21 protein-coding genes and 1 pseudogene are annotated in these 22,934 nt (G+C 70.4%); 5 read left to right on the top strand and 17 right to left on the bottom strand.

Annotated features, from left to right (window positions below; genetic code table 11):
• The first annotated feature begins 111 nt into the window (after positions 1 to 111).
• Positions 112 to 978, top strand: coding sequence for an AraC family transcriptional regulator (locus ACZ5XS_RS35845; protein ID WP_468658523.1), 867 nt, complete (start codon positions 112 to 114; stop codon positions 976 to 978).
• A 163-nt stretch (positions 979 to 1,141) separates the two neighbouring features.
• Here the strand turns inward: ACZ5XS_RS35845 and ACZ5XS_RS35840 are convergent, their stop codons facing one another.
• Positions 1,142 to 1,609, bottom strand: a complete 468-nt coding sequence (locus tag ACZ5XS_RS35840) for a nuclear transport factor 2 family protein (protein ID WP_468658521.1) — start codon at positions 1,607 to 1,609, stop codon at positions 1,142 to 1,144.
• Between the two features lie 440 nt (positions 1,610 to 2,049).
• Here ACZ5XS_RS35840 and ACZ5XS_RS35835 point away from each other — a divergent pair, with 440 nt between their 5' ends.
• Positions 2,050 to 2,730 carry a nicotinamide mononucleotide transporter family protein gene (locus tag ACZ5XS_RS35835; protein ID WP_468658519.1) on the top strand — a complete coding sequence of 227 codons (681 nt, stop codon included), beginning with the start codon at positions 2,050 to 2,052 and terminating at the stop codon, positions 2,728 to 2,730.
• An 89-nt stretch (positions 2,731 to 2,819) separates the two neighbouring features.
• On the opposite strand, the gene ACZ5XS_RS35830 is transcribed toward ACZ5XS_RS35835, so the two are convergent.
• Positions 2,820 to 3,368 (bottom strand): hypothetical protein, encoded by a 549-nt coding sequence (locus ACZ5XS_RS35830; protein WP_468658517.1) that lies wholly within the window; start codon positions 3,366 to 3,368, stop codon positions 2,820 to 2,822.
• A gap of 272 nt (positions 3,369 to 3,640) precedes the next feature.
• On the opposite strand from ACZ5XS_RS35830, the gene ACZ5XS_RS35825 reads away from it, so the two are divergent.
• Complete coding sequence (locus ACZ5XS_RS35825) at positions 3,641 to 4,534, top strand: alpha/beta hydrolase (RefSeq protein WP_468658515.1); 894 nt, start codon at positions 3,641 to 3,643, stop codon at positions 4,532 to 4,534.
• 96 nt (positions 4,535 to 4,630) lie between these two features.
• Here ACZ5XS_RS35825 and ACZ5XS_RS35820 read toward each other — a convergent pair whose 3' ends face one another.
• The 3 genes from ACZ5XS_RS35820 to ACZ5XS_RS35810 form a co-directional block, all read right to left on the bottom strand.
• Positions 4,631 to 4,903: a hypothetical protein gene (locus ACZ5XS_RS35820; RefSeq protein WP_468658514.1), complete on the bottom strand. Its 273-nt coding sequence runs from the start codon at positions 4,901 to 4,903 to the stop codon at positions 4,631 to 4,633.
• Positions 4,903 to 5,136, bottom strand: a complete 234-nt coding sequence (locus tag ACZ5XS_RS35815; RefSeq protein WP_468658512.1) for a hypothetical protein — start codon at positions 5,134 to 5,136, stop codon at positions 4,903 to 4,905. The genes ACZ5XS_RS35820 and ACZ5XS_RS35815 overlap by 1 nt, the downstream gene beginning before the upstream one ends.
• 476 nt (positions 5,137 to 5,612) lie before the next feature.
• On the bottom strand, positions 5,613 to 6,227 hold the full coding sequence (locus ACZ5XS_RS35810; RefSeq protein ID WP_468658593.1) for a TetR/AcrR family transcriptional regulator: 615 nt from the start codon (positions 6,225 to 6,227) through the stop codon (positions 5,613 to 5,615).
• Positions 6,228 to 6,345: 118 nt separating this feature from the next.
• On the opposite strand from ACZ5XS_RS35810, the gene ACZ5XS_RS35805 reads away from it, so the two are divergent.
• A complete protein-coding gene (locus ACZ5XS_RS35805) occupies positions 6,346 to 6,774 on the top strand; it encodes a VOC family protein (RefSeq protein ID WP_468658510.1) in 429 nt (142 codons plus the stop codon).
• A 343-nt stretch (positions 6,775 to 7,117) separates the two neighbouring features.
• On the opposite strand, the gene ACZ5XS_RS35800 is transcribed toward ACZ5XS_RS35805, so the two are convergent.
• The gene (locus tag ACZ5XS_RS35800) at positions 7,118 to 7,942 is read right to left on the bottom strand and encodes an enoyl-CoA hydratase/isomerase family protein (RefSeq protein WP_468658508.1); all 825 of its coding nucleotides are present in this window, start codon (positions 7,940 to 7,942) and stop codon (positions 7,118 to 7,120) included.
• A gap of 467 nt (positions 7,943 to 8,409) precedes the next feature.
• A complete protein-coding gene (locus ACZ5XS_RS35795) occupies positions 8,410 to 8,889 on the bottom strand; it encodes a winged helix-turn-helix transcriptional regulator (RefSeq protein ID WP_468658506.1) in 480 nt (159 codons plus the stop codon).
• A gap of 585 nt (positions 8,890 to 9,474) precedes the next feature.
• Here ACZ5XS_RS35795 and ACZ5XS_RS35790 point away from each other — a divergent pair.
• Positions 9,475 to 10,414: pseudogene (locus ACZ5XS_RS35790) on the top strand (TerC family protein); the annotation flags it as partial.
• A gap of 1,063 nt (positions 10,415 to 11,477) precedes the next feature.
• Here the strand turns inward: ACZ5XS_RS35790 and ACZ5XS_RS35785 are convergent.
• The 10 genes from ACZ5XS_RS35785 to ACZ5XS_RS35740 all read right to left on the bottom strand — a co-directional run bounded on the left by ACZ5XS_RS35785 (position 11,478) and on the right by ACZ5XS_RS35740 (position 22,836).
• Positions 11,478 to 12,728, bottom strand: a complete 1,251-nt coding sequence (locus ACZ5XS_RS35785) for a diacylglycerol/lipid kinase family protein (RefSeq protein ID WP_468658504.1) — start codon at positions 12,726 to 12,728, stop codon at positions 11,478 to 11,480.
• 139 nt (positions 12,729 to 12,867) lie between these two features.
• Positions 12,868 to 13,353 (bottom strand): DUF7144 family membrane protein, encoded by a 486-nt coding sequence (locus tag ACZ5XS_RS35780; RefSeq protein ID WP_468658502.1) that lies wholly within the window; start codon positions 13,351 to 13,353, stop codon positions 12,868 to 12,870.
• A gap of 30 nt (positions 13,354 to 13,383) precedes the next feature.
• Positions 13,384 to 13,851: an SHOCT domain-containing protein gene (locus ACZ5XS_RS35775; RefSeq protein ID WP_468658500.1), complete on the bottom strand. Its 468-nt coding sequence runs from the start codon at positions 13,849 to 13,851 to the stop codon at positions 13,384 to 13,386.
• Between the two features lie 146 nt (positions 13,852 to 13,997).
• Positions 13,998 to 14,861: a YhjD/YihY/BrkB family envelope integrity protein gene (locus ACZ5XS_RS35770; protein ID WP_468658498.1), complete on the bottom strand. Its 864-nt coding sequence runs from the start codon at positions 14,859 to 14,861 to the stop codon at positions 13,998 to 14,000.
• Positions 14,862 to 14,864: 3 nt separating this feature from the next.
• On the bottom strand, positions 14,865 to 16,214 hold the full coding sequence (locus ACZ5XS_RS35765; RefSeq protein WP_468658496.1) for a hypothetical protein: 1,350 nt from the start codon (positions 16,212 to 16,214) through the stop codon (positions 14,865 to 14,867).
• Between the two features lie 118 nt (positions 16,215 to 16,332).
• A complete protein-coding gene (locus tag ACZ5XS_RS35760; protein WP_468658494.1) occupies positions 16,333 to 16,992 on the bottom strand; it encodes an HdeD family acid-resistance protein in 660 nt (219 codons plus the stop codon).
• A gap of 402 nt (positions 16,993 to 17,394) precedes the next feature.
• Positions 17,395 to 17,592: a hypothetical protein gene (locus tag ACZ5XS_RS35755; RefSeq protein WP_069925412.1), complete on the bottom strand. Its 198-nt coding sequence runs from the start codon at positions 17,590 to 17,592 to the stop codon at positions 17,395 to 17,397.
• A 163-nt stretch (positions 17,593 to 17,755) separates the two neighbouring features.
• A complete protein-coding gene (locus tag ACZ5XS_RS35750; RefSeq protein WP_468658492.1) occupies positions 17,756 to 18,289 on the bottom strand; it encodes a hypothetical protein in 534 nt (177 codons plus the stop codon).
• An 18-nt stretch (positions 18,290 to 18,307) separates the two neighbouring features.
• Positions 18,308 to 19,936: an MFS transporter gene (locus tag ACZ5XS_RS35745; RefSeq protein WP_468658490.1), complete on the bottom strand. Its 1,629-nt coding sequence runs from the start codon at positions 19,934 to 19,936 to the stop codon at positions 18,308 to 18,310.
• Between the two features lie 203 nt (positions 19,937 to 20,139).
• Positions 20,140 to 22,836: a winged helix-turn-helix domain-containing protein gene (locus tag ACZ5XS_RS35740; RefSeq protein ID WP_468658488.1), complete on the bottom strand. Its 2,697-nt coding sequence runs from the start codon at positions 22,834 to 22,836 to the stop codon at positions 20,140 to 20,142.
• Positions 22,837 to 22,934: the final 98 nt, after the last annotated feature.

The following is a 22,934-nucleotide window of genomic DNA, read 5'->3' as shown; positions in this document are numbered from 1 at the left end:
TGCTCGACCTGCGGGCTGTGGCCGCACCCGACCTGATCGGGCACAGGATGTCGGGTCCGTAAGGATGGGTGCTGCCTAGCGTGGTGATCGTAAAGAGGAAGGAGAGCGGGCGTGCTGGAGCGGCTCAACCAGACCATGGAGCACATCGATCGCCACCTCGACCAGCCCATCGACGTGGCCGAGTTGGCACGCATGGCGGCCACCTCGGAGTACCACCTGCGCCGGATGTTCTCCGCGCTCGCGGGAATGCCGCTGTCGGAGTACATCCGGCGCCGTCGGCTCACCGTCGCGGGTGCCGAGGTACTCGCCCGGCGCGAGTCGTTGCTGGAGATCGCGGTCCGCTACGGCTACGGCTCGGGCGAGACCTTCGCCCGGGCGTTTCGCGCCATGCACGGTGTCGGGCCGGGCGAGGCCCGGCGCAGCGGCACCGCGCTCGTCTCCCAGCCCCGGTTGTCCTTCCGTCTCACCGTCGAGGGGAGCAGTAGCATGCGCTATCGCGTAGTGGACAAGCCGGCCTTCACCGTCGTCGGCCTCAAGGCCAGGGTGCCTCTGGTGCACGCGGGGCCGAACCAGGCGATCATCGACTTCGTTCGCGGGATCGAACCGCAGGCCTCGGAGCGCCTGGAGAAGTTGTCGGACCAGGAGCCGCAGGGCATCGTCTCGGTCTGCGACGACCTGGACCCCAGCCGTGCCGAAGGGACCGAACTCGACTACTACCATGGGGTGATCACGTCAGCGTCCGCTCCGGAAGGCACGACCGTCCTGCCTGTCCCGGCCGGGACCTGGGCGGTCTTCACCACCTCCGGGCCGGCGCCGCAGGCCATCCAGGATCTGTGGCGGGACGTGTTCACGCAGTGGTTCCCGTCCAACCCGTATCGCAGCCGTCCCGGCCCCGAGATCCTGCGCACCCGCCTGTCACCGGACAAGACCGAAGCCGACGCCGAGCTGTGGCTTCCGGTGGAGCGAGAACGGGACTGAGGAAGGCGCAAAGCTCATAGGCGCCGAACGAACCCTGTGTGTGCTTCAGTTGGCCGGACATGCCAGCTGAAGCACACAGCCACACGCGTGCGACCGCTCAGGCTTGTTGGCGGTGCTTCACCGGAGTTGGCGAGCTGACGCTCAACGCCAAGCCGGCGGGTCTTCAGAGGCCGAGTTCGCTCAGGCTCGGGTGGTCGTCGGGGCGGCGTCCCTGTGGCCAGTGGAACTTCCGCTCCGATTCCCGGATCGGTAGATCGTTGATGCTGGCGTGTCTGGTTCGCATGAGGCCGTCCTCGTCGAACTCCCAGTTCTCATTCCCGTACGAGCGGAACCAGTTGCCGGCGTCGTCACGCCACTCGTAGGCGAACCGGACCGCAATCCGGTTGTCGGTGAAGCCCCACAGTTCCTTGACCAGCCGGTAGTCGAGCTCCCTGGCCCACTTGCGTCGCAGGAGGGCCACGATCTCGTCGCGCCCGGTGGCGAACTCGGCCCGGTTCCGCCAGCGTGAATCCTGCGTATAGGCAAGAGCCACCCGTTCGGGGTCTCTGGTGTTCCAGCCGTCCTCCGCCAGCCGGACCTTCTCGATGGCCGTCTCACGTGTGAACGGGGGAAGGGGTGGGCGACGAGTCATCAGTTCCTCTTCTCGGGCTTCCTGAGGGCGTAGGGGAAGGGGATCGGGCTGGTGATCCGGTCCTGTCACAGGCCCATTGCGATGGTGTCGAAGTAGGCGGCGAGGTCATTGGGCCGGGAGTACATCGGGCCATGGCCGGTGTCCCACTCCGCTGTGACCCGCGCTGCAGATCAGGCCCACTACTTCCCCCCATGCCGGATCGAACCGCACCCTCTCATGACCCGCCACTGGGACGCCTGCCGGTTTTCGGAGGGGCGCGCCGATCCGGCGGAGCGGGTCCCTTTTTTCTGTAAATATGGCCTTTTCAGGTGTAAGTCTGGACAGTAGGGGTATAAACGGCCGAAGCTGTGGCGTATGAATCGGTTCCGAAACCTCATATCCGACGACCTGCCGGACGGCGGGCTCACACCCCACTCATATGAATCCAGCGTGGTCGCCCGGTGAACTGGCTGAACTCAGAGGCGTTCGTCCTCTTCGGCCAGCACATCCTGTGGTCGGACATGGTCGGCAACATCCTCGGCCTGGTCGCCCTCGCCCTCGGCTGGCGCCGCTCCCTGTGGACCTGGCCCGTCCAGTTCCTGTCCGGCCTCGTCCTCTTCGGGGCCTTCTACGGCCACCTGACCGGCAGCGCCGGCAAGCAGGCCGTCGTCATGGCCGTCGCCGGGTACGGCTGGTGGCGGTGGAACCGCGACAAGGACCGGTCCGAGGACGGCCAGATCACCCCGCGGTTCGCCACCTGGCGCGAGCGTGCGGCGATGGTGGCCGCCGCCGCAGTCGGCACGGTCGCGGTGGCCCTCCTGTTCAAGGCCTACCCGACCCTGTCCTGGGATCCCTGGCCGGACGCGTACATCTTCGTCGGCGCCATCGTCGCCATGTACGCCCAGGCCCGCGGCATGGTCGAGTTCTGGTTCGCCTGGCTGCTGGTCGACCTGGTCGGCGTCCCGCTGAACTTCGCCAACGGCTACGCCTTCTCCGGCTTCGTCTACGTCATCTACGGCGCGCTCGTCCTGTGGGGCATGCGCGACTGGTGGCTGCGCTCCCGCAAGGGTCTGCAGGAGCCCGGTGCGGCTCGGGCAGTCGAGCCGCCGGGCAGTCACATGTCCGAGGGGGCGTCAAAGTAAAGGGGTGGCCGGCCCGGCCCGGCCGCTCGACCTGGCCGGGGCGCACCCGCGTCTGTCGCGACGGGCGAGGGGCGGGACGCTCCGGTGTCCTACGAGACGTACGACTGGACGGTGGTGGCCACGGTCGGCGCGTCGGCCGGGCTGACGCCCCACTGCACCGCCTGGCGCGGCCCGAAGCGCGCGCCGACCGCCTGCTGATCGACCGGCGTCGCAGCCTCGGGGACACTGCTCCGCATGCGCAGCGCGCCCGCCTGTAGCGGCTGGAAGTCCGTGTTGATCTCGTTGACCAGGGCCGCCGACATCATGTCCGCACGGACACAGAACGTGTAGTCCTTGTGATCCCGGCTGATCCGGACGCCGAAGGTACGGAGAGGCAACCGGTCAGGATCCACCCGCTCGTACTGAACGCGGAACTCCGGCGGGTCGGCCGCCAGCTCGGGGCGCAGCACGTACAGGTTCGAGTGCGCCAGGTGCCGGAAGAACTCGTCCAGCTCCGCCAGCAGCGTGGGAGAGACATGCCCCACGAGGATGAGGTGATCGCTGCGGATGCCACTCGGCACGGGAGTCCAGAGGGCTTGCACGAGGTGCGAGTCCGGAAGTGCGTCAGCTATCTGCCAGAAGGTCCTGAACCGGGGCATGTGCCCAAGAGTGCTCCGCTTCAGACCTGTATGTCTAGTGTCGCCGTCCCTCTGACTGATCCACCTGACGCCGCCGTCGGGCCGTACGCGCCCTGATGCGACGTCCAAGGTGGCGGCGCCTGTCCGCCTGTCATGGATCAGTGCTGCTCTTCGCCGCCTCCCTCGCGGACTCACCTGTCACAGGACTCCGCGCCACTCTTGCGCGACGCAGCGAGGGCATTCATTATCAGGAATCCTGTTATTTTAAGGTTGTAACGACGAACGGACCAGGCATGTCATTCAGTCAGCGAGTCCAGGCCAGGGGGATCCAGCTGTTCCTCGGCGGCGTGATGTCCCGCGTGCACAAGGACCTGCGCTTCACCGACATCCCGAAGCGCACCGAAACCCTCCAGGTGGAGACCGGCGCCGGACCGGTGACCTGCACCGTCTATCGCCCCGCGGCCGTCACGGGAACCCTCGCCCCCGTGTACGTCAACTTCCACGGTGGGGGCTTCGTCGTCGGCCGCCCTGAACAGGACGACCACATCTGCCGCTACATAGCCGCCAGAGCCGGCTGTGTCGTCGTCAACGTGGACTACGCCGTCGCCCCGCAACGGCCGTTCCCCGCGGCCGTCACCCAGGCGTACGACGTCACCGCGTGGATCGCCGAGAACGGCCACGCGAACAACTGGGACGGCTCGCGACTCGCCGTGGGCGGACACAGCGCCGGGGCCAACCTCACCGCCGTGGTCTGCCGCATGGCCCGGGACCGCGGCACCTTCGCGCCCCGGCTCCAGATCATCGACTCCGCACCGCTCGACCAGCTCGCCGAACCCTCCACCAAGTTCTCCCCCCTCGCCAAACCGCTGCTCAGTCCCGGCCTCATGCGGCTCTTCAATGCCGCCTACGTCCCCGATCCGGACGACCGCGCCGACCCGCTCGTCTCGCCCGCCCTGGCCGACGACCTTGCCGGGCTGCCGCCCGCCCTGGTCATCACCGCGGAGTACGACCGCCTGCGCGACGAGGGCGACGCCTACGCCAAGGCCCTCGAGGCCGCGGGCGTCCCGGTCACCCACCGCGTCTTCGAGGCCGTCGATCACTACTTCACCCACACGGGCCCGGTGCCCTCCGGCAAGGAGGCCATCGAACTGATGGCCACCACCCTGCGCACCGCACTCAGCACATGAGCCCTGAAAAGTGTCCCGACCTCCCCTCCTGTCGACCGGTCTCGGAGCGTGCGGAGGCACGAGGGCAAGGCGCGGTTGCGCACTGGCCTGCGCGGGCTAGACCTCGATGTACGCGACGACCACGACGGTGCGCAGCGCGGTGACGAAGTACAGGACGCGGACGGACTCGAATTCGTCGGTGTACTGGCGCAGTTGGGGGCCGGTGGCGTCGTCGGGAATCGGTTCGCCGGCGTCCGGTTCGACGGAGATGACGACCAGGGCGCGGTCCAGGGCGTGCATCTCCGCCTCGCTGGTGATGTTCTCCAGCTGCTTCGCGGCGGCGTCGGAGAAGGCGATCCTGGCGCGGTGTGGGCCTTGGTGCGGGGCCATCAGGCGACGGCCGGGCGCTGACGAGCGAGGCGGGTGAGGTGGGCCTCGCGCAGTTCCTCCCACGGCGTGCAGTCCTCCACCGAGGGCAGTCCGTTTTCCGCGATGTCCTCCAGGGCGGCGGCGAACCGGTCGGCGTTCTCGCGGGTCTTGGCGGCGTACGCGCGGACCGCGTCGGCGGCCGCGGGCTCCAACTGCTGCCGGGCGTGGTCGGCGGGGGCCGGCTGTTCGCTCATCGAGGGCTCCAGGAGGGCTGAACTGGCTTCTGCGCCAACGGTATCGGCCGCCCTGGCCCGCGGGGACCACTCCGGACGAACCCGGCAGCACGATGGCGCGGGACTCAGGGGCCCAGGTGGAGCCAGCAGCCGTCACGGATCGTGTCCACCAGCGAAGGCGCCGTCTCGGATCCCAGGGACTCGCGTTCTTGAGGCCCGTTGCTGGGTCCACCCGGGCCCCGCTCGCACGGACGCGAGCTCTGCGGCGATCGCCTGCCACGGGCGTCTCGGATTTCGCCGGGTCGGAACCCTGCTCGAGCAGCGGTACGGCCAGGAGCGCGCCCGGTGGGGCGACGGACTTCTCGACGGACTTCTCGACAACCCGCTCGAAGACGAGCTGCTACTGCTCGGGCAGCCAGTGGGAGCCACACCGTGGGTGGCACTGGCTTGGTGTGCGGGGATCCTGGTGGTCTCGACAGGGGCTTCGGGGGTTCTGTTCAGGAGGCGTACGAGGTGACGGCGCGAGATTCCCCGGCCGGGGTGCGCAGCCCGGCCAGGAGCCGGTCGAGAGCCTGCTCCGCAGCCTGGGGGTCTCCTCCCCGCGCGATCCAGAGCGCGGCCTCGTTCATCGCCCCCGAGAGCAGCCGGGCCAGGGGCTCCACTGGCTGATCGGCGATGATCCCGGCCGTGGCGAGCGCCGTCAGGGCCTCCGCGAGGTGCCGGGCGGCAGACTCCTCGTCCAGGGCGCGCCACTCCTCCCAGCCCATCACGGTGGGCGCGTCGACCAGCAGAATCTGTCGCACCGCCGGGTCGGTGCCCGCGGCGAGGAAGGCCCGGCAGCCGGCCCGCAGCTGCTCCCAGAGATCCTCGTACCGCTCGGCCGCGGTCGCGACCCGATCGCCCAGTTCCCGCTGGACCTCGGCCACAACGGCACGGAAAAGCCCCGCTTTGCTGTCGAAGTGGTGGTAGGCGGCCCCCTTGGTCACCCCGGCGGCCCGTGCCACGTCGGCCAGCACCACCTGGTGGTAGCCGTCGGCGGCGAACCGGCGCCGCCCTTCGGTCAGCAGCGCCTGCCGCGTGGCCGCCCGCTGCTCCGCCCGGTTGACCGCCATCACGCGCACCGCCCTTTCCGTTTCGCGTACCGGGGGTATGCTAACGCCACCGTTCACATACCCGAGGTATGTGAAATGACTGAAGGGCCCCTCCGCCATGACGAACGGACGCACGACCATGCCCACAGCCAGGCTCGGCGGCTTCTACCCGGTGCTCGCCACCCGGGACGTGCCGGCCTCCCGTGACTTCTACACACGTCACCTCGGGTTCGAGGTGACCTTCGAGTCGGACTGGTATGTCAGTCTGCGCCGCCCCGACGCTCCGCAGTACGAGCTGGCCCTCCTCGACCACGCTCACCCGACCGTCCCCGAGGGCCACCGGATCGCGCTGCGGGGCGGCTTGCTGCTGAACTTCGAGGTGGACGACGTGGACTCCGAGCACCGGCGGCTCGTGGCGGAGGCGGGCCTGCCCGAGGTGCTGCCCCTGCGCACGGAGGAGTTCGGCCAGCGCCACTTCATCGTCGCCGCCCCCGACGGCGTACTGATCGACGTCATCACCGTCGTCCCGCCCAGCAAGGAGTACGCCGCCCAATACACCGACGTCTGACTTTCGGGAGGTTTCAAGATCCAGAGCAAGGCGAGCCGCCGGACTCCCGCGCAGCCAGTTCCCCGTTGATGTGGGCTACCGCAGCTGTCTCATCGAGAGCCCCTCATGTCAGGCAGATCGCCGACGGGCAGGGCATCCGTACTCGCGGTGTCGCTGACCGGTGGAAACCGTAGCGACGTCACTCGACTGCTGTCGCTGCTCGGCAAGATCCCAGCTGTGACGGGGAAGCGCGGCGGCGGCCGTTCGCGCGCGGCGCCGTGTTCCGGGTTGGGTTGCGCTTCGCGGGCATCATCCGTCCGCGCGTGCCTCTTGGGGCAGGTGACGGCACAGACTCCTGAGAGGCTCAATGCTTCTCGGCGACGTGCTTGCCGAGATCGAGTTCGATTCCCTGGGGCTGCTGCAAGCCGCGTTCGAAGAGGCTGCGCACGTGATCCGCGTTCTCCGGACGCCCCACCGTGCGCCTGGAAGCGGCCAGAACGGCTGCGTAGTCCCCGGCCGGGATGGCGGTGGCCGCGTCGACGAACTCCTTCGCACCGGCGACCCCGGCCTTGTTGAAGCCGGCGATACGGCGGGCGAAGGCGTCGACGAAGTCGTCCAGCTCGTCCTCGGGAAGAACGCGGTTGACGTAGCCGTATTCGGCGGCGAGCTGGGCCGGGAAGTCGTCTCCTCCCAGCACGATCTCCATCGCGCGGCCCCGGCCCACCAGCTCGGCCAGTCGCCCCATCGGGTTGCCGCCGGGTACGGCGCCGAAGCCCACCTCAGGCTGTCCCAGGATGGCGTTGTTACCGGCGAAGCGGATGTCCGTGTGCAGGACGAACTCACTTCCCGCTCCTCGGACCCGGCCCTTGATGGCCGAGATCGTGACAGCCGGGACCCTGCTGAGGCGCAGCAGGGTGTCCGGGTGGGGGAGGAGTCCGGTGGGGCCCGGCGCGTCGGTGAACACGCGCTGGATGTCGGACAGGAGGTCGAAGTGCGCCATGAAGAAGTCAGGGTTGGCGCTCTGGAACACCGCGACGGTCAGATCGGGGTCCTGCTCCATGCGGGTCACCAGATCGCCAAGCTGATCGATGGTGTCCGGATCGTAGAGGTTGATGGGGCCGTTCTCGAAGGTCACCTTCCAGTAGGACGGCGACACCGCATGTACATGAAATTGCGAGGGATTGCTCATGGGGACGACCCTAGGCGGTCTAACTTTAAAAATGCAAGGCAGCCTGAATGTGACTGTGACCCGACTTTTGTGGGAGGCGGCGAGTTCGAGGGCGCCGGAGTGCCACCGCATCGGCACTGAGCAGCACTTTCGTCGTCCGGTTGGGCGGATGGCGCCGCGGAGCCGCCTGCCACCGCGGAGGCCGCCGGAGGGGTGATGCGGGTGGGGTTCTTGCTGCTGTTCCTGGCGCAGCCCGCGGCCTCTCGCGCATCCGACGCGGCAGCAAGGAGGGTCAGGAGGGAGCCTCGGTGGCTGCCCGGATCCTCAAGAGATCCATGGACCAGGTGTGCTCACTGCAGTGCGGGCAGCTTGTCCGTGTACCGCCCCGGCGCGGGTCTGTGGCCGCCGGCTCCCCGCCGTTCCGCCGCGTTCCGGCTACCGCCGCATTCGGCTGGGCGGGACCTGGAGCTCGTTGGCGGAGGCTGCGTTCAGCCGGACTGGCTGAGGGATGAGCTCCGAGGGTCAGGTGCTGCCATCAGCGACACATCCTCCATGGGAACCTCGCGACCCTCGTCGTCGAGGAACCCCACGTGGACGGCCCGCCCTGTGGAGCGGGTCCGCTGGCAAACGGAGGGACCCGCGGGCCGCGGACGGTGACGGTCGCCCCACTGCTGCAGCGCACCCAGGACGGGCTGCAGTTCCAGCCCGGCCGGCGTCAGGTGGTAGCTCTGCCGGGGCCTGCTGCCGGCCTCCTGGTACGCCAGTGTCCGCAGCACTCCGGCATCGACGAGAACTTTGAGCCGGTCACTGAGCAGGTTCGACGCGATGCCGAGAGATGACTGGATTTCAGCGAACCGGTGCCTGCCGTAGAGGACCTCACGCAGCACCAGCAGAGTCCACCGCTCGCCGAGTACCTGCAGGCTCCGCTCCATGGAGCAGGCCGGCTCGTCATCCATGGGGCCGGACACGTGCCTTCCTGACGGCACAGAACTCACCTCCACATCGACGCCGGGTACTCGTTCCGCTGGCCACGTACGCCCCGCAGCCCGCACCGTCTGCCTGAGTTTACTATCACCAGCCAGAGGGCTCGTATGCCGGCCGAGCGGGAGGCAGGCGACTCGGGCAGGTCCTGCCAGGGGCCGCCCAGGGCGGAACCCACCGCTGAGCCGACGCCGCTCGGCCCCATCCCTTCTTCGGTTCCCCGGACCGCGGCGGCGAACGCGTCCCGCCCTACGGCGGTGTGTCATCAAGTACGCGGTCGACGCCGCGATGCTCGGAGGTGTCACCGCCCGTCTCTTCACGGCGGCCCACCGTCCGGCTGCGTCGACAGGAGCCGAGCGCATGCTGACGGTCGGCCGCGGCTGCCATCCGGTGGGCGAGGCGAGCACCGCGAGACCTGCACTGCACAACGCGGCTCAGGCGCTGTCGCCGTCTTCCTGGCGGAGGTTCTGGTCGGCGGCGTATCCGCTCCAGGTGCTCCGGAGTGCGTAATGCCGCACACTCCGGTATAGGGGCTGGCGTACGGCGCGCGGGCCACGTTGAGGGTGTTTGGTGTGCTTGAGGTCCCGCTGTGGCTGTGGGGGGCTTTCGCCGCGACGGTTGTCGTGTCGCTGGCGGTGGACCTGCTGTCCCACCGCACGGCGCACGTCATCGGGTTCAAGGAGGCCGCCGCCTGGAGTGGCCTGTGGATCAGCCTCGCCTTGATCTTCGGCGCGGTCGTGTTTCTCGTCCTTGGCGCTACGGCGGGCACCGAGTACACGACGGCCTGGCTGCTCGAGAAGAGCCTGTCGGTCGACAATCTCTTCGTTTTCGCCGTGATCTTCGCCTACTTCAAGGTGCCCCGGGCCTACCAGCACCGCGTGCTGTTCTTCGGCGTCATCGGTGCCCTCGTCTTCCGCGGCATCTTCCTCTCCCTCGGTGTGGCCGTGGTCAGCCGCTTCACTGCCGTGCTCTTCGCGTTCGCGGCGGTGCTCTTCTACAGCACCTACAAACTCCTCAAGGACGAGGAGGAGAGCTTCGACCCCGGCAAGAGCTTCGCCGTACGAATGCTCCGCAAGATCATCCCGGTTCGGGACGACTATGCCGGAGCCCGGTTCTTCGTGAGGGAAGCCGGCAAGCTCGTGGGGACCCCGCTGCTCGCGGTCGTCGCCGCGATCGAGGCCGCCGACCTGATCTTCGCCGTCGACAGCGTGCCAGCCGTCCTCGCGGTCAGCGACGACGCGTTCATCGTCTACACCAGCAACGCGTTCGCCATCCTCGGTCTGCGGGCCCTCTACTTCATGCTCGCAGGGCTCCTGGACCGCTTCCACTACCTGAGCAAGGGGCTGGCGATCATCCTCGCCTTCATCGGCGTCAAGCTCATTCTCCAGGCGTCCCACAAGATGATCAGCACTGATATCCCGGAGATCGCTTCACCGATCAGCCTCGCGGTCATCGTCATCGTCCTGACGGGTTCTGTCGTGCTCAGCATCAGAAGGCCGGCCCCGACAGGCGTCCCGGAGGAGATGGACGAGGAGATGGATGCCTCCGCGGCCGGCGAGCCGTCCGAGGCCCGCGGTGCACCGCCGGGGGTGAATGACCCTGAGCACCCATCCGGTTCAGCGGGTCGGGACGGCGAAGTCCGCCCGGACTCGGGGCGGCAAGGAAGTCGGGCACTTCCCGACGAACCCAGACGGGCATATCGTAAAAACATGGTCAAGACGAAGCGTGAGGTCGACGCGTACGTGTGTCCGACCTGTAAGAAGTCCGTGCCGGCCGAGGCACATCGTCACAAGACCCTCGGGGTCTTCGTTCCTGTGTGGGGCCCGGGGGCATGCCAGAACCGCGACTGTCCCGACTACCGGCTGGACCCCGGACACAAGCATCCTCCGGCCCAATAGGAGATCGACAGCGCGCTGTCGAACCGCCGGACTGGACCGGTGATGGTCTGCCCTGTGCCACGCCGAGCCCCTGGGCCTGTGGGGCACGTCAGTGGGGGACCGTCCCCTGGACGCCCTGCCGAAGGCACGCTCAGCACAGGAGCAGCATCGGTTCTCCAGGGCTGCCGAAGAGCGTGACGTCGCCGGGGGAGGGGCCGGGCCGCGCGGTACCAGCGGGCAGACGCGACCGCACGTGCGCCGACCGTGCCCCGGGAGCCGGGGCGCGGTATCGCCGCCACCCGCCAACGGTGGTGAGTGTGCGGGCAGTTACGCGGTGGGCGGGAGGCTCGGTCCGGTCGGTGGTGAGGTCACCCCGTCGCGTCACGACCGGACCGACCACACATGTCCTCGACGTCTCCGGGCCGGTCGACAGCCGCCTCGGTCACTTCGGTGGGCCCGATCCGCCGCGAGTGGCGCTGGTGAACACGGCACGCCAAGGTCGGCGCGTGACGCTCGGAGGGGTGGCGCAACCGGTCGCGGCGCACCGGCGACCGCGTCGGGAGATCCCTCTCGGGCCGGACCGTGTGGTCCACGCCCTGCGCACTGACAAGGGGTGCCCGCCGACGCCGAACGCGAGGCCCCAGTGTGGGCACGGGTCTGCGACGTGACCGATCTCCTGCGACCGGCGAGCTGATGAATCACGTGGGGGACATCTGCTCTTCCGGCATCTGACGGCCCAGCGCCAGCCGTGCCACGCGCGGCCAGTCGGCCGCCGCCCCGCGCGCCCGCGACGCACCGGGGCGACGGCGTGGCACGCGGACCCGGAGCGCCCCGGGCGTGCTGCGGCACACGACGGGTGACGGCAGGACAACGTGCTCTCCGTCGATGCCGACCGGGAGGGTGTCGGTGTCGGCTTCGACGACAACCTCCCTTGCGCTCAGCCGGATCAATGCCCCGGAGCGCGGACCGCGTGCCAGGCGGGCGGCCTGAGCGGTGTTGCCGATCCGCACGCACACCACACCGAGCAGTCCCGAGTCCAGCCGCTCCCTGCGCCCCGGTCGGGCCGCGTCGACGGCACGTCCGTAGGGATTGTTGCTGACGAGCAGTGCCTGAAGTCCGTCGACGTACCTTCCGTCGGTCCGAGTCCGCAGCCGGGGCGCCTCCTCGCCGGTGAGGAGGCCGGGGAGGTCTCGCAGGGTCGTGCGGGCCTTGGCGTCCCGGTAGGCGGGGTCGGTGACGACGGAGGCGTACGTTCCGAACGAGGCGTTGTTGACGAAGACCCGGTCCGCGGCGTACCCGAGGTCGACGCGGAGTTCGACGGCGTCGGACAGGGACTGTAGGGCGGCCGCCGGGTCGTCGCGGTCGAGGCCGAGGTCGAGGGCGAGGTGGTTGCGGGTGCCGGCGGGAATCACCACGAACGGCAGGTCGTGGTGCGCCGCCACTTCGGCCACCAGAGCCTGCGTGCCGTCGCCGCCCGCCACCGCCAGGAGATCCGCCCCCTCGGCGACCGCCTGCCGGGCCAGTCCGGCGACGTCCTGGTGCCCGTCGAGCACGACCACCCGGCAGCCCGCGGCCCGGGCCTTCTCCACGAGCTGGAAACGGCCCACCTTGCCGCCGCCGGAGCGGGGATTCATGAGGATCCAGGGCGCGTGGGGCGCCTCGGTGACAGCCTCTTCGGAGGCGGCGTGACCGGGTGGCAAGGCCGTACGTGCCATCGCGACCGCCAGCACCCACAGGGCCAGGGCGAGCAGGGCCGGCCCCAGCATGCCGAACGCGGCATACAGCGCGAGGGCAGCGACCGGTGCGGTCACCGACAGAGCCACCCCGAGGGCACGGACCGCTCCGGTGTGCGCCAGGGTCCACCACACCCCGACAGCGGCGAGCGCCAGTCCGGCGATGCCGACCAGCGCCCACAGCACGCTCCGCAGACCGGCGGCGACGAGCGGCACGAGGATGCTTCCCAGCAGGGCGAGCAGTGCGAGGCGAGCCCGTCCAGGACTGTCCTCGCGTACGGCTGCGGCCCCTGCCTCTCCCGATCCTCTCGTGTTCCCGCCGTGTCGTTGCACCGGCCGGCCCTTCTCTCCTGACTCACACCCTGTGCGACCGGCGCTCTTCGGACGGTTGGCGCTCCTCGGACAGTGGACGCTCCCCGGACAGGTCCGAGAGGTTGCCGCGCGGAACCACGCACAGGGCCCAGATGATGAAGCCCGAGAGCGCGATCATCACGACCGACCACACCGGGTAGTACGGCAGGGAGAGGAAGTTGGCGATGATGACGAGTCCGGCGATGGCCACACCGGCGACGCGCGCCCACGTCGCGGTCTGGAGCAGCCCGATACTGACGATCACGGCGACCACGCCCAGAGCGAGGTGGACCCAGCCCCAGCCGGTCAGGTCGAACTCGAACACGTAATTGCGCGTCGTGACGAAGATGTCGTCCTCGGCGATGGCCATGATGCCCCGGAAGATGTCGAGCAGGCCGACAAGGAAGAGCATCACGGCCGCGAATGCCGTCAGGCCGGTTGCCCATTCCTGCTTCGCCGTGTGTGCCTGCCGCGTGTGTGTCGCGGTCATCTTGCGCCTCGATTCATGGTGTGAGGATGCTCAGCGACCGGGAGTGCGAGCGGTGGAGCCGACGTGCTCCGCCGGGCCATGACCGGTCAGGACCAGTTCCTTCGCCCTGCGGAACTCCTCGTCCGTGATGTCGCCGCGGGCGCGGATTTCGGACAGCTTGCTGAGTTCGTCGGCGCTGCTGGGACGGCCCGCGCCGCCCGCGGCCTCCTTGATGTGGGCGTCGAATGCTTCCTGCTGTGCCCGGGCCTGCGCTATTTCCCTGCGGCCCATGTTCTTGCCGCGGGCGATCACGTAGACGAAGACGCCCAGGAAGGGCAGCACGATGGTGAGCACCAGCCAGCCTGCTTTCGCCCACCCGCTCATCTCGTCGTCGCGGAAGATGTCGACGACGATGCGGAAGAGCAGGATGAACCACATGATCCACAGGAAGAACAGGAGCATGCTCCAGAAGACGCTCAGCAAGGGGTAGTCGTACGCCAGGTACGTCTGCGCGCTCATGTCTTTTCTCCGTTCCGGGCGCTCGCCCGGCCGCCGTTGCGTGCTGCTTTCAGCGTGGACACGGTCAGGGGCGGACGGCCTCACCCGACGCGGGTGAACCTGAGGGCGGCCCGGCACTCGGCCGATGCGCCCTTGTGCCGCAGGAATCAGGGCTCGGCCCGTGTACGGCGGGGGACGGCGGCGGTCCGGTACCAGTCGGAGGAGGCCACGTACTGGCCGAGGGCGAGGCCCGAGACGGCCACCAGGAACACGGCGATCAACCAGGACAAGAACGTGAAGACAGGCCCCAGCAAACCGAACTCCTGCAGGCTGCGCTCCATGGCCGTGGGCACGAACAGACCGGCGGCCCAGCTCAGCACGACCGTGCCCGTGCCCGCCAGCAGGGCTCCCGGCAGCAGGTCCCGCCAGCCGATCCTGCCGCCCAGCAGCAGATGCTGGGACCACCACCACAGCAGGGTCGCCGACAGCAGGGACAGCATCCCTCCGATCACCGCGCCGCCGCCGAACCCGCTGCGCAGCGGGGCCTGGACCAGAAGGACACCCAGCCAGACGAGCAGCCAGAGCAGCCAGCGCCAGACCGCGGCCCGCACCGGTGCCCGGGGCAGGTGCCAGCACCGCTCGCAGACCGCTTGAAGCGCCCGGCTGAAGGCCGTGGCGGACACGAGAGTCACCAGCACGCCCACAGCTCCGGAGGCGTCCCGTGGTGTGCCGGTGGCGGAAAAGGCACGGCGTACCTCGTCGAGCGTGTCACCGCGCACTCCCAGAACCGCACGGAGGGAGTCGGCCAACAGGTCCTGCACCCCTCGGGGCGCGAACGCCGCGACGGTCATCAGCAGCGGGAGCGCGGTGATGAAGGCCTGGGCGGCCAGCCTGACGGAGCCCTCCACGACGTTGAGCGCCGAAAGGCGGGGCAGCAGCCGGGCCACCGGACCGGCCCGCAGGCTCGCTCGGACCCGCTCCACCGCCGTGTGCCTGCGGGACGCCGGGGCGGGGCCGTGGGTCCTTGCCATGGCTCACGGTGCCGCTGCTCGGCCCTCGTGCCCGGCCCTCGGGCCCGCGGCGGCAGCGAGGGCCGCCACCACGATCAGGACGGCCACGGCGATGCCCAGCACGAGCGCCACCGCTCCGACCGAGGGGTGGTTCCAGAGCAGCAGAGCCAGCGCTCCGGCCGCGATGACGCCGCCGGTGGTCCATGCCCGGTGGTCCGCCAGCCAGCGTCCGGTGGACCCGGTGTGCACTCCGACGCGCCGCAGGCCCCGGCCGGCCGCCGTTGTGCCCCTGTTCGTCGCCGTGCGGACGGCGCGGGCAGGACGTCCGGGACCGTACAGATAGGCGACGAGCGCCGTGATCACCGAGACGACCAGCAGGGTGCGCGTGCTGTCGCGCAGGAACCGGACGAACGTGTCGTAGATCGCCGCGGCCGCGTCGGTGGGCAGCGCCGTGGACGGGACCGAGTCCAGATAGACCCGTCGGGCCACGGCCAGCGCGACGAGCAGCACCACCATCATCACGCCGACACCCGTCGCGGTGATCATCAGCATCACCCGGTGCGCCGGAGCGGTCCACACGGCGAGCGCGGCGAGTACGACGGTCAGGACGGGCAGCCAGGTGCCGAGGATGTCCAGCAGCCGCATCGTGTCCTGTGCCTTGCCCAGTTCCTCGGTGTGGAACAGCGTGATGGTCCGGTCCGAGTCCGGGATGGCGGCGGCCTTGTCGAAGCCCGCGTCGACGAGCCGCTCCCGTACCTCGTTGACGACCTCTCCCACGTCCAGTTGGACGGTGTCGCCCTCGGCGCGCACGGCACCCTCGCGCTCTCCGGTGAGCATGTTCACCACCGCGGCGTGCGAACGCCGGTTGGCGCCCTCCCACACCTGCTGGAAGGCGTCGCTGGTGATCACGCGGGTCACGGTGCGGTCCACGACGGACCTGACCGCGCTGCGCAACGGACCCTCGAGAGACTCGGCCCCCTCCACGACGCGGGGCGGTGCCCCGGCGTCCCGGAGGACCTTGGTGAGCGAGTCCGTCACCGCTTTGACGTCCACGTTGGCCACCACACGGTCCGTGAGCCGGTTGATCACGACCTCCTGCACGGGCGGCTCGGACGCCAGCGGCGCGACGGTCTCCACGTACCGGTCGGTGTCGGAGACCGTGTCCTGGACCCAGGCCGCGACCACGGCCAGGGGCGCGAGCAGCAGGGCCAGCAGGAGGAGGACCGAGGAGCCGACCCGGCGTACCCGCCGGTGGCGCACCGCCGCGTGACGGCGCAGTCGCTCGTATTCCGCTCGCTCCTCGGCGGTCATGGCGTGCTTCTGGTGTGAGGTTCCGCCGGAGTCCGGCGAATCCGGTGTCGCGGCCGGGTTCATGGGTGCTCCCTTCGTTGTGCGCCGCTCAGGCCGGGACGGTCGCCGCGCGGGATGACGTCGGGGGAGGCGATCACGGGTCCGGTGTGTCCGCCGCGCCCGCCGGAGCGGGGGTGCGACGTCAGGCCGTCTCGGCGGAGGGCCGCGGCTCCGTGGGGTGCGTCTTTCGGAGCGCGGCCCGCCACGCGAGGGCGACCACCGCCTCGCCCAGGCCGAGCAGGACGAGCCACAGGCCGAGGAGCCGGGTCAGGGCACGGGCCGACTCGGCCGGCAGCGCGAGCACCACGATCCCCGCGACGATGCCGAGCACCGCGATGCCCAGGACGACGCCCCGGTGCGGCAGGTCCTCGGCGGCGAGGGCGGTGTAGAGGGTGAGGATGCCGGACACCAGCCAGACGATCCCGACGATGAGTGAGAGCGCGTTGATCGTCTGCAGCGGGTTCCGCAGGCACAGCACCCCGGCGAGGACGTACAGCACGGCCAGGAGCAGGCCCGGGAGCCGTTCGTGTCCCGCCCGGGCGAAGACGTCCACGAACCGGAACGCCCCGCCCACCAGCAGGTGCAGGCCGATGAGGACGGCCACGACGTGCAGGGTCGCCTCCGGCCAGACCAGCACCAGGACACCCAGCACCAGCGTCGCGACGGCCGAGCCCAGGAGCCAGGTCCATGAACGGCCGAGCCGCCCAAGTGCCTGTGCGGGGTCGGCCGTCGGGGCGGGGGCCGCCCCGTCGGGCTCGTGTTCCTGTCCGGTGCGCGATGCCGGACCACGCGGCATGGTCATGGCTCCTCCTCGCGTGATCGAGCGGTCGTTTCCGGATCGCCGACGGGGCGATGTGTGACGGGGCGGTGTGCGGGGACCTGATCGCTCCAGGGTTACGCCTGTCACCCGGCGCCGGGGTCACCCACCGCGGGTGACCTCCGGTGACGTGGCCGTGGCCGTGGCCGTGGCGGTGCGGTGGGCATCTCGCACATCCCGCTACCCTCGCCACCCGTCTGGGCGGCAGCTACGAGGCGCGGGCGCTGGAAGCCGCATGCCGCTCCGGCAGGGTCAAGGGCGGCGCGGCGGGCGCTGGGCTCCCGCCGGTCACCACGCGAGGCTCCCCGGCACCACGCGAGGCTCCCCGGCACCACGCGAGGCCGCCCGGCACGCGCACCGCTCGGCACCGCGCACCGCCCGTTCCCGTCACTCCGGAAGCTGCCGCATCTCCATGACACGCAGTCCCAGTGACTGGCAGCGTGCTAGCAGCCCGTACAGGTGTGCTTCGTCCACGACGGGGCCGAACAGGACGGTCTGGCCGGACATCACCACATGGCCCAGCTCAGGGAAGGCCTTGGCCAGCGTTTCCGACAGGTGTCCCTCGACTCGGATCTCGTAGCGCACGAGCTGTCCTCCCGCGGGCTGCCTGGGACAGGCGGACGGCACTGCTCCTACGATCGTGCGCTCCCGTGCCCCTTCGAGCCTCACCCGGTACAGGTGACCCGTGGCCCGGCGGCGGACCACACGGACCGCACGGAACGCACCGTCCGCACGGACCAACGCGTTCTCAATGCGTCAGAACGATCTTGAAGGAGATGATGAGCAGGCCGAGGACCAGGTTGACCGACGCGGTGGCGGCCACGAGCCGTCGGGAAGCACCGGCGCGGTGTGCCGCGGCCACGGACCAGCCGATCTGTCCGGCCACGGCGACGAAGAGGGCCAGCCACAGGGCACCCCGCACGTCCAGGCCCAGGAGCGGGCTGACGGCCACCGCGGCGGCCGGCGGGAGAGCGGCGTTGACGATCGGCCATTCGTCACGGCACACCTGCAGCACCACCCGGCGGTCCGGGGTCTGCTGCGCCAGACGCGCCCCGAACAACTGGGCATGCACGTGCGCGATCCAGAACACCACGCCGGTCAGCAACAGCAGCAGCACCAGCTCGATGCGGGGGAACGAGCCCAAGGAGCCCGCGCCGATCACCACGGAGGCCGCGAGCATGGATCCGTAGACGCCGCCCGTGTAGTCCTCGCGGCCCCGCTGCTCGGCGCGGCGCCCTCTGCCGGCCGTGGTCGGGCCGGTCCTGGTTCGGCTCCTGGGCACCGGTGACTCCCTCCCGAATCAGTGCTTAGATCCGGTCGCTCCGGCCGGAGCATCGGCGTCCGGCTGTCGCGGACGGCCGTCCCGGCCGGTCGGCAGGTGTGGAGTGACCAGGAAACTGGCGAGGGCGATGCCGCCGGTGGCCAGGATGGCCGCCTTGAGGCCGTCCAGCTGTGCGGAGGCGTAGGAGTCGGCGACGGCCTCGACCTCGGACGGCGGCAGCCCGGCACGCTCCGCCGCCGAGCGCACCTGATCGGTGGTGACGAAGGCGACCCCGGCCTGGAGAGCGACACCGACCTGCTCACGGGTCTCCTCGGACAGCTGCGGGTTGTCGTCCACCTGCGAGGTGAAGGCGTGCGCCAGCGCGCCGATGAGGATCGACCCGATGAGCGCGGTGCCCAGCGCCGACCCCAGGTTCTGCGCCGTGAACTGGAGCCCTCCGGCCTCACTGCGTTCCTCCTCCCCGACGCTGGACTGGACGACGTTGCCCAGCTGCGAGGCGAGCAGGCCGACACCTACGCCCAGCAGGGCCATGGCTCCGGCGAACTGCGCGTCGTCGATGACCGGGTCGATGGTGGCCAGCAGCCACACGATGGCCGCCGTCAGGGTCACCAGGGCCAGCCGGACCACCCGGCGCGGCCCCATCACCCGACCCAGCAGCGACCCGCACAGCGACGTCACGAGCATGGTGACGGACACCGGCAGCAGGCGCAGCCCCGTCTCGAAGGCGTCGAACCCCTGGACCACCTGCAAGTACAGCGGGATGGTGAAGAACAGCCCCAGCAGGATGAGGTTCTGGCTCAGCAGCGTCAGCAGGCCGGACCGCAGCACGGGCCTGCCCAGCAGGGACAGGTGAACGAGCGGGTCGGTCCGCCGGTCCTCCCGGCGCCGCTCCCACCACCGGAAGACGGCCAGGACGGCGCCCCCCATGCCGACGACGAACAGCGTCGGTGCGAAGCCGAAGACGGTGAAGGGAGGGTTGCGGGGCTGCACCCATCCCCAGGTGCTGCTCTGCAGCACCCCGAGCACGCCCAGTCCCAGTCCGGCCGCCGAGAGCACGGCACCGACGCCGTCCAGCCGGGGGCGCGGGCCGGTCCGGGGGGAATCCACGATCACCCCGCGGCACAGCAGGACGGCCACGACGACCACGACCTCGCCGGCGAAGACCAGCCGCCAGGTGAGATACGTCGTCACCCAGCCGCCCAGCAGCGGGCCGACCGCGATCCCGGCGCCGGCGAGCCCGCCGATGACCGCGTAGGCGATGGCCCGGTCCTTCCCGCGGTAGGACTCCGCGACGAGGGCGGCCATGGCCGGCAGCACCATGGCGGCGCCCAGTCCCTCGATGACGGACCAGCCCAGCGCGAGCACCCACAACGTGGGTGCCACGGCCGTCAGGGCCGACCCCACGCCGTAGACGGCCAGCCCCAGGAGGAACATGCGGCGGCGCCCCAGGATGTCCCCGAACCTGCCGCCGATGATCATGAACGCCGCCATGACCAGCGCGTACAGCGTGATCACGGCCTGGATGGCGGTGACCTCCGTGTCGAAGTCCTCGACCAGCTGACTGATGGACACGTTCATGACCGAGGTGTCCAGGACCATGAGGAACTGGGCCGTACCCAGGACGATCAGAGCCCGCCAGTGCTTCACGCTGTTCTCCTCGCCAAGTCGGCCGGTACGCCGGCGGAGCGGGCCGGGCAGTGGCCTGCACACGCCCCGCCGCTCTTGCCCATCGCATCCGAAGTGCGCGCCTCGTGCCTCACCCGCCACGGGGGAAAGGCAGGGGAAGGGCAACACCCCCGTGACGTCCGGCCGGGGGGAGCACGAGCGCCGCCCCCTCCCCCCCCGCGTGGTCACAGCAGCCGGAGGTCGCGCGCGCGGCGCACCGCGTCGCCTCGTCGGTTCACCGCCAGTTTCCGGTAGACGCTCTTGAGGTGGGTCTTCACCGTGTTCACCGACACATAGAGGTCGGCGGCGACCTCCTCCGTCGACATCATCCGGGCCAGCCGCTCCAGGACGTCGCGCTCGCGTCCGCTCAGCTCCACCGCGACGAGCGGCGGGGACAGCGACTCCGGCCGAGGTCGCTCCCCGTGTGGCGGCGGGCCGGGCTTGAGCCAGCCCGCTGCCAGCTCGTGGAGCGGAGCCGTGGCCAGGAGGGGCCGGATCCACGCTCCCGCATCGAGGAACGGACGCCGCAGCCGCTCCCGCCGCGCGTCGAGGAGCGCACGCGCCACGAGCTTGCGGGCGGTGGCGGTGTCTCCCGCCCCCTCCGCGGCCTGGGCCCTCACCAGCGCTGCCCGCACGGTCACCGCCGGTCCGGGCCGGCCCTCGGTGCGGATGCTGTCGAGCAGGTCGATGGCCGCCCCGGCACGGCCTGCGGCCACCTGGATCGCCGCGGCCTCCACAGCACACACCGGCTGGTCGCCGGACACGCCCTGGAGCAGTTCGGCGGCTTCGTCGGGCCGTCCTTCGGCGAGGTGGGCGGCAGAGGTGAAGAGTGCCTCGTAGCCTGCCGCCCAGGGTGAGGCGACGGCGGCCGCGACGGCTGGGCCCGCCGCCTCGACGGCAGCCCGTGACTTGCCCCTGACCGACAGGAGGCGAGCTGTGGCGAGGGCTCGTCCCGCCGCCACCACCGGATCACGCGTTCCCGAGGAGAACCGTGCCGTCTCGTCGAGGAGGGCTTGGGCCCGGTCCAGTTCATGGCGGTCGACGGCCACGGCGGCCAGGACCAGCTGCCCGATGCCGGAGCCGGACGGCTGGGGCCGGCCGACCCGCTCCGCCTCGGGCACCGCTGCCAGGGCCTTGCGCTCCGCCCGGCCGAGCCAGCCGTTCAGATAGTCGAGCAGGGCCAGGTGCTCCATCGACTCCTCACGGGGCAGCACGGTGGAGGTCCCGCCGGGAGCGTCGGCCGCCGCGGTCAGGGCGGCACGCGCGTCCTCGAAACGCCCGGCCCACAGACGGGCCGAGCCCAGATGGGTCAGCAGGAGGGCAGTGAGTTCGGGATGCTTGTCCAGGAGATGTGCCGGGACCTCCTGCCACAGTTCATCGGCCCTTTCAGCGGCCCTCTCTGCCCGTGGGGGACATCCGGTCAGCCGGGCGGCCAGTGCCTCGAGCAGCGCACAGCTCAGCTGGACGGTCGCCGGCCCGGGCGCGTCGTCGGCCAGCCGCTCCCCGGCGTGGCGCAGGTGGGCCAGTCCGCGGTCGAGGTCGTGGCGGGACAGGTCGCGGGCCGCGCGCACGAGGTGCGCCGCGGGACTCGTGGCCTCGGGCCCCATGGGGGAGAACAACTCGGTCAGGTCCCCTGAGCGCAGACCGGTGAAGAGCTGTCCGATCGCCAGGTCGTCGACGAGGGCGTCGGCGGCGAAATCCCAGTCGCCCGCGGCGGCGCCGTGGACGAGTGTCTCCGGCAGGAATCCGGAACGACGCAGCCACCGCGCGGCCCGCCGGTGGAGTTCCGGCTCCAGGCCGGGCAGGCGCTCGCGCAGATGGGCCCGGAGTATCTCTCCGAACAGCGGGTGGAGCTGGTACCACGAGTGCCCGAGGTGCTCGACGAACGCGTTGTCGCGGTGCAGCCCGGCGAGAATGGGCTCGGCATCGGTCCGGAGGGTCAGCTCGTTGGCCAGACCGGGAGAGAAGCGCTTGAGGACGCTGACCCGCAGCAGGAGGCCCTGGGTCTCCTCCGGCTGTCCCTTGAGGACCTCGGCCAGCAGGAAGTCCGCGACCGTACTGCGGTCCGCCTCGAACTCCTTCAGGTAGAGCTCCGGGTCGGCGCTCTCCAGAGCGGCCAGTGCGGACAGGCGCAATCCGGCCGCCCAGCCCCGGGTCCGGTCCACCAGGGCACCCGCGGCCTCGACCGGCAGGCTCAGACCGTGCTGCTCAAGGAGTGCGACGGCCTCCTCGGGGGTGAACGCCAGCTCGGCGGCGCGGATCTCCGTCAGCTCGCCGGCCGCCCGGTAACGGTGCAGCGGCAGCAACGGTTCGGTGCGGGTGACGAGAACGAGGCGCAGACCACGCCCGGCGTGCTGCAGGACGAAACCCAGCTGCTCTGTGACCTCTGGATCGGTCATGCGGTCGTACTCGTCGAGCACGAGGATCACGGGCCTGTCGCGATCGTTCAGTTCGGCGGCGAGCGTTGCCAGCAGCCTCTGGTCCACCCTGGTCGCGTCCGCGGGGACGCCGACCGCGTCCGATGCCGGTGCACCGCAGGCGCGCAGGGCCTGAAGGACGTATGCCCAGAACACCCCGGGATGCCGGTCCCCCACTTCGACGGTGAGCCAGGCGACCGGTGGCGGCAGTCCGGCGGCCCAGTCGGCGGCGAGCAGGGTTTTGCCGGCCCCGGCTGCCCCGTTGACCAGTGTCAGCGGGGTCCCGAGAGCCTGTTCGAGGTGGTCGACGAGCCGCTGCCGCCGCACGAACGTGGCGGGCCTCGCCGGGAGGGCGAACCGGGTGCGCAGGAACGGGTCTCCCTGAGGATCGGCGCACGGAACGTCCGGAATCGTCGGAACGGCTGGTCCTCGGGCGTTCTCGTTGATCTCGGCCAAGGCGCTCATCACCCCTGTCCGCCAGGGTCACGTCACGGGCGGCGTTCCCTCCCCCAGCATCCCAGCCTCTCCGCCACGGCGCGCGGCGCACCGAGCCACTGGCGCGC

The organism is Streptomyces sp. NPDC033131 (assembly GCF_055578365.1).
The sequence above is the reverse complement of the archived record's forward strand: the minus strand, read 5'-3'. Positions and strand labels throughout refer to the sequence as shown.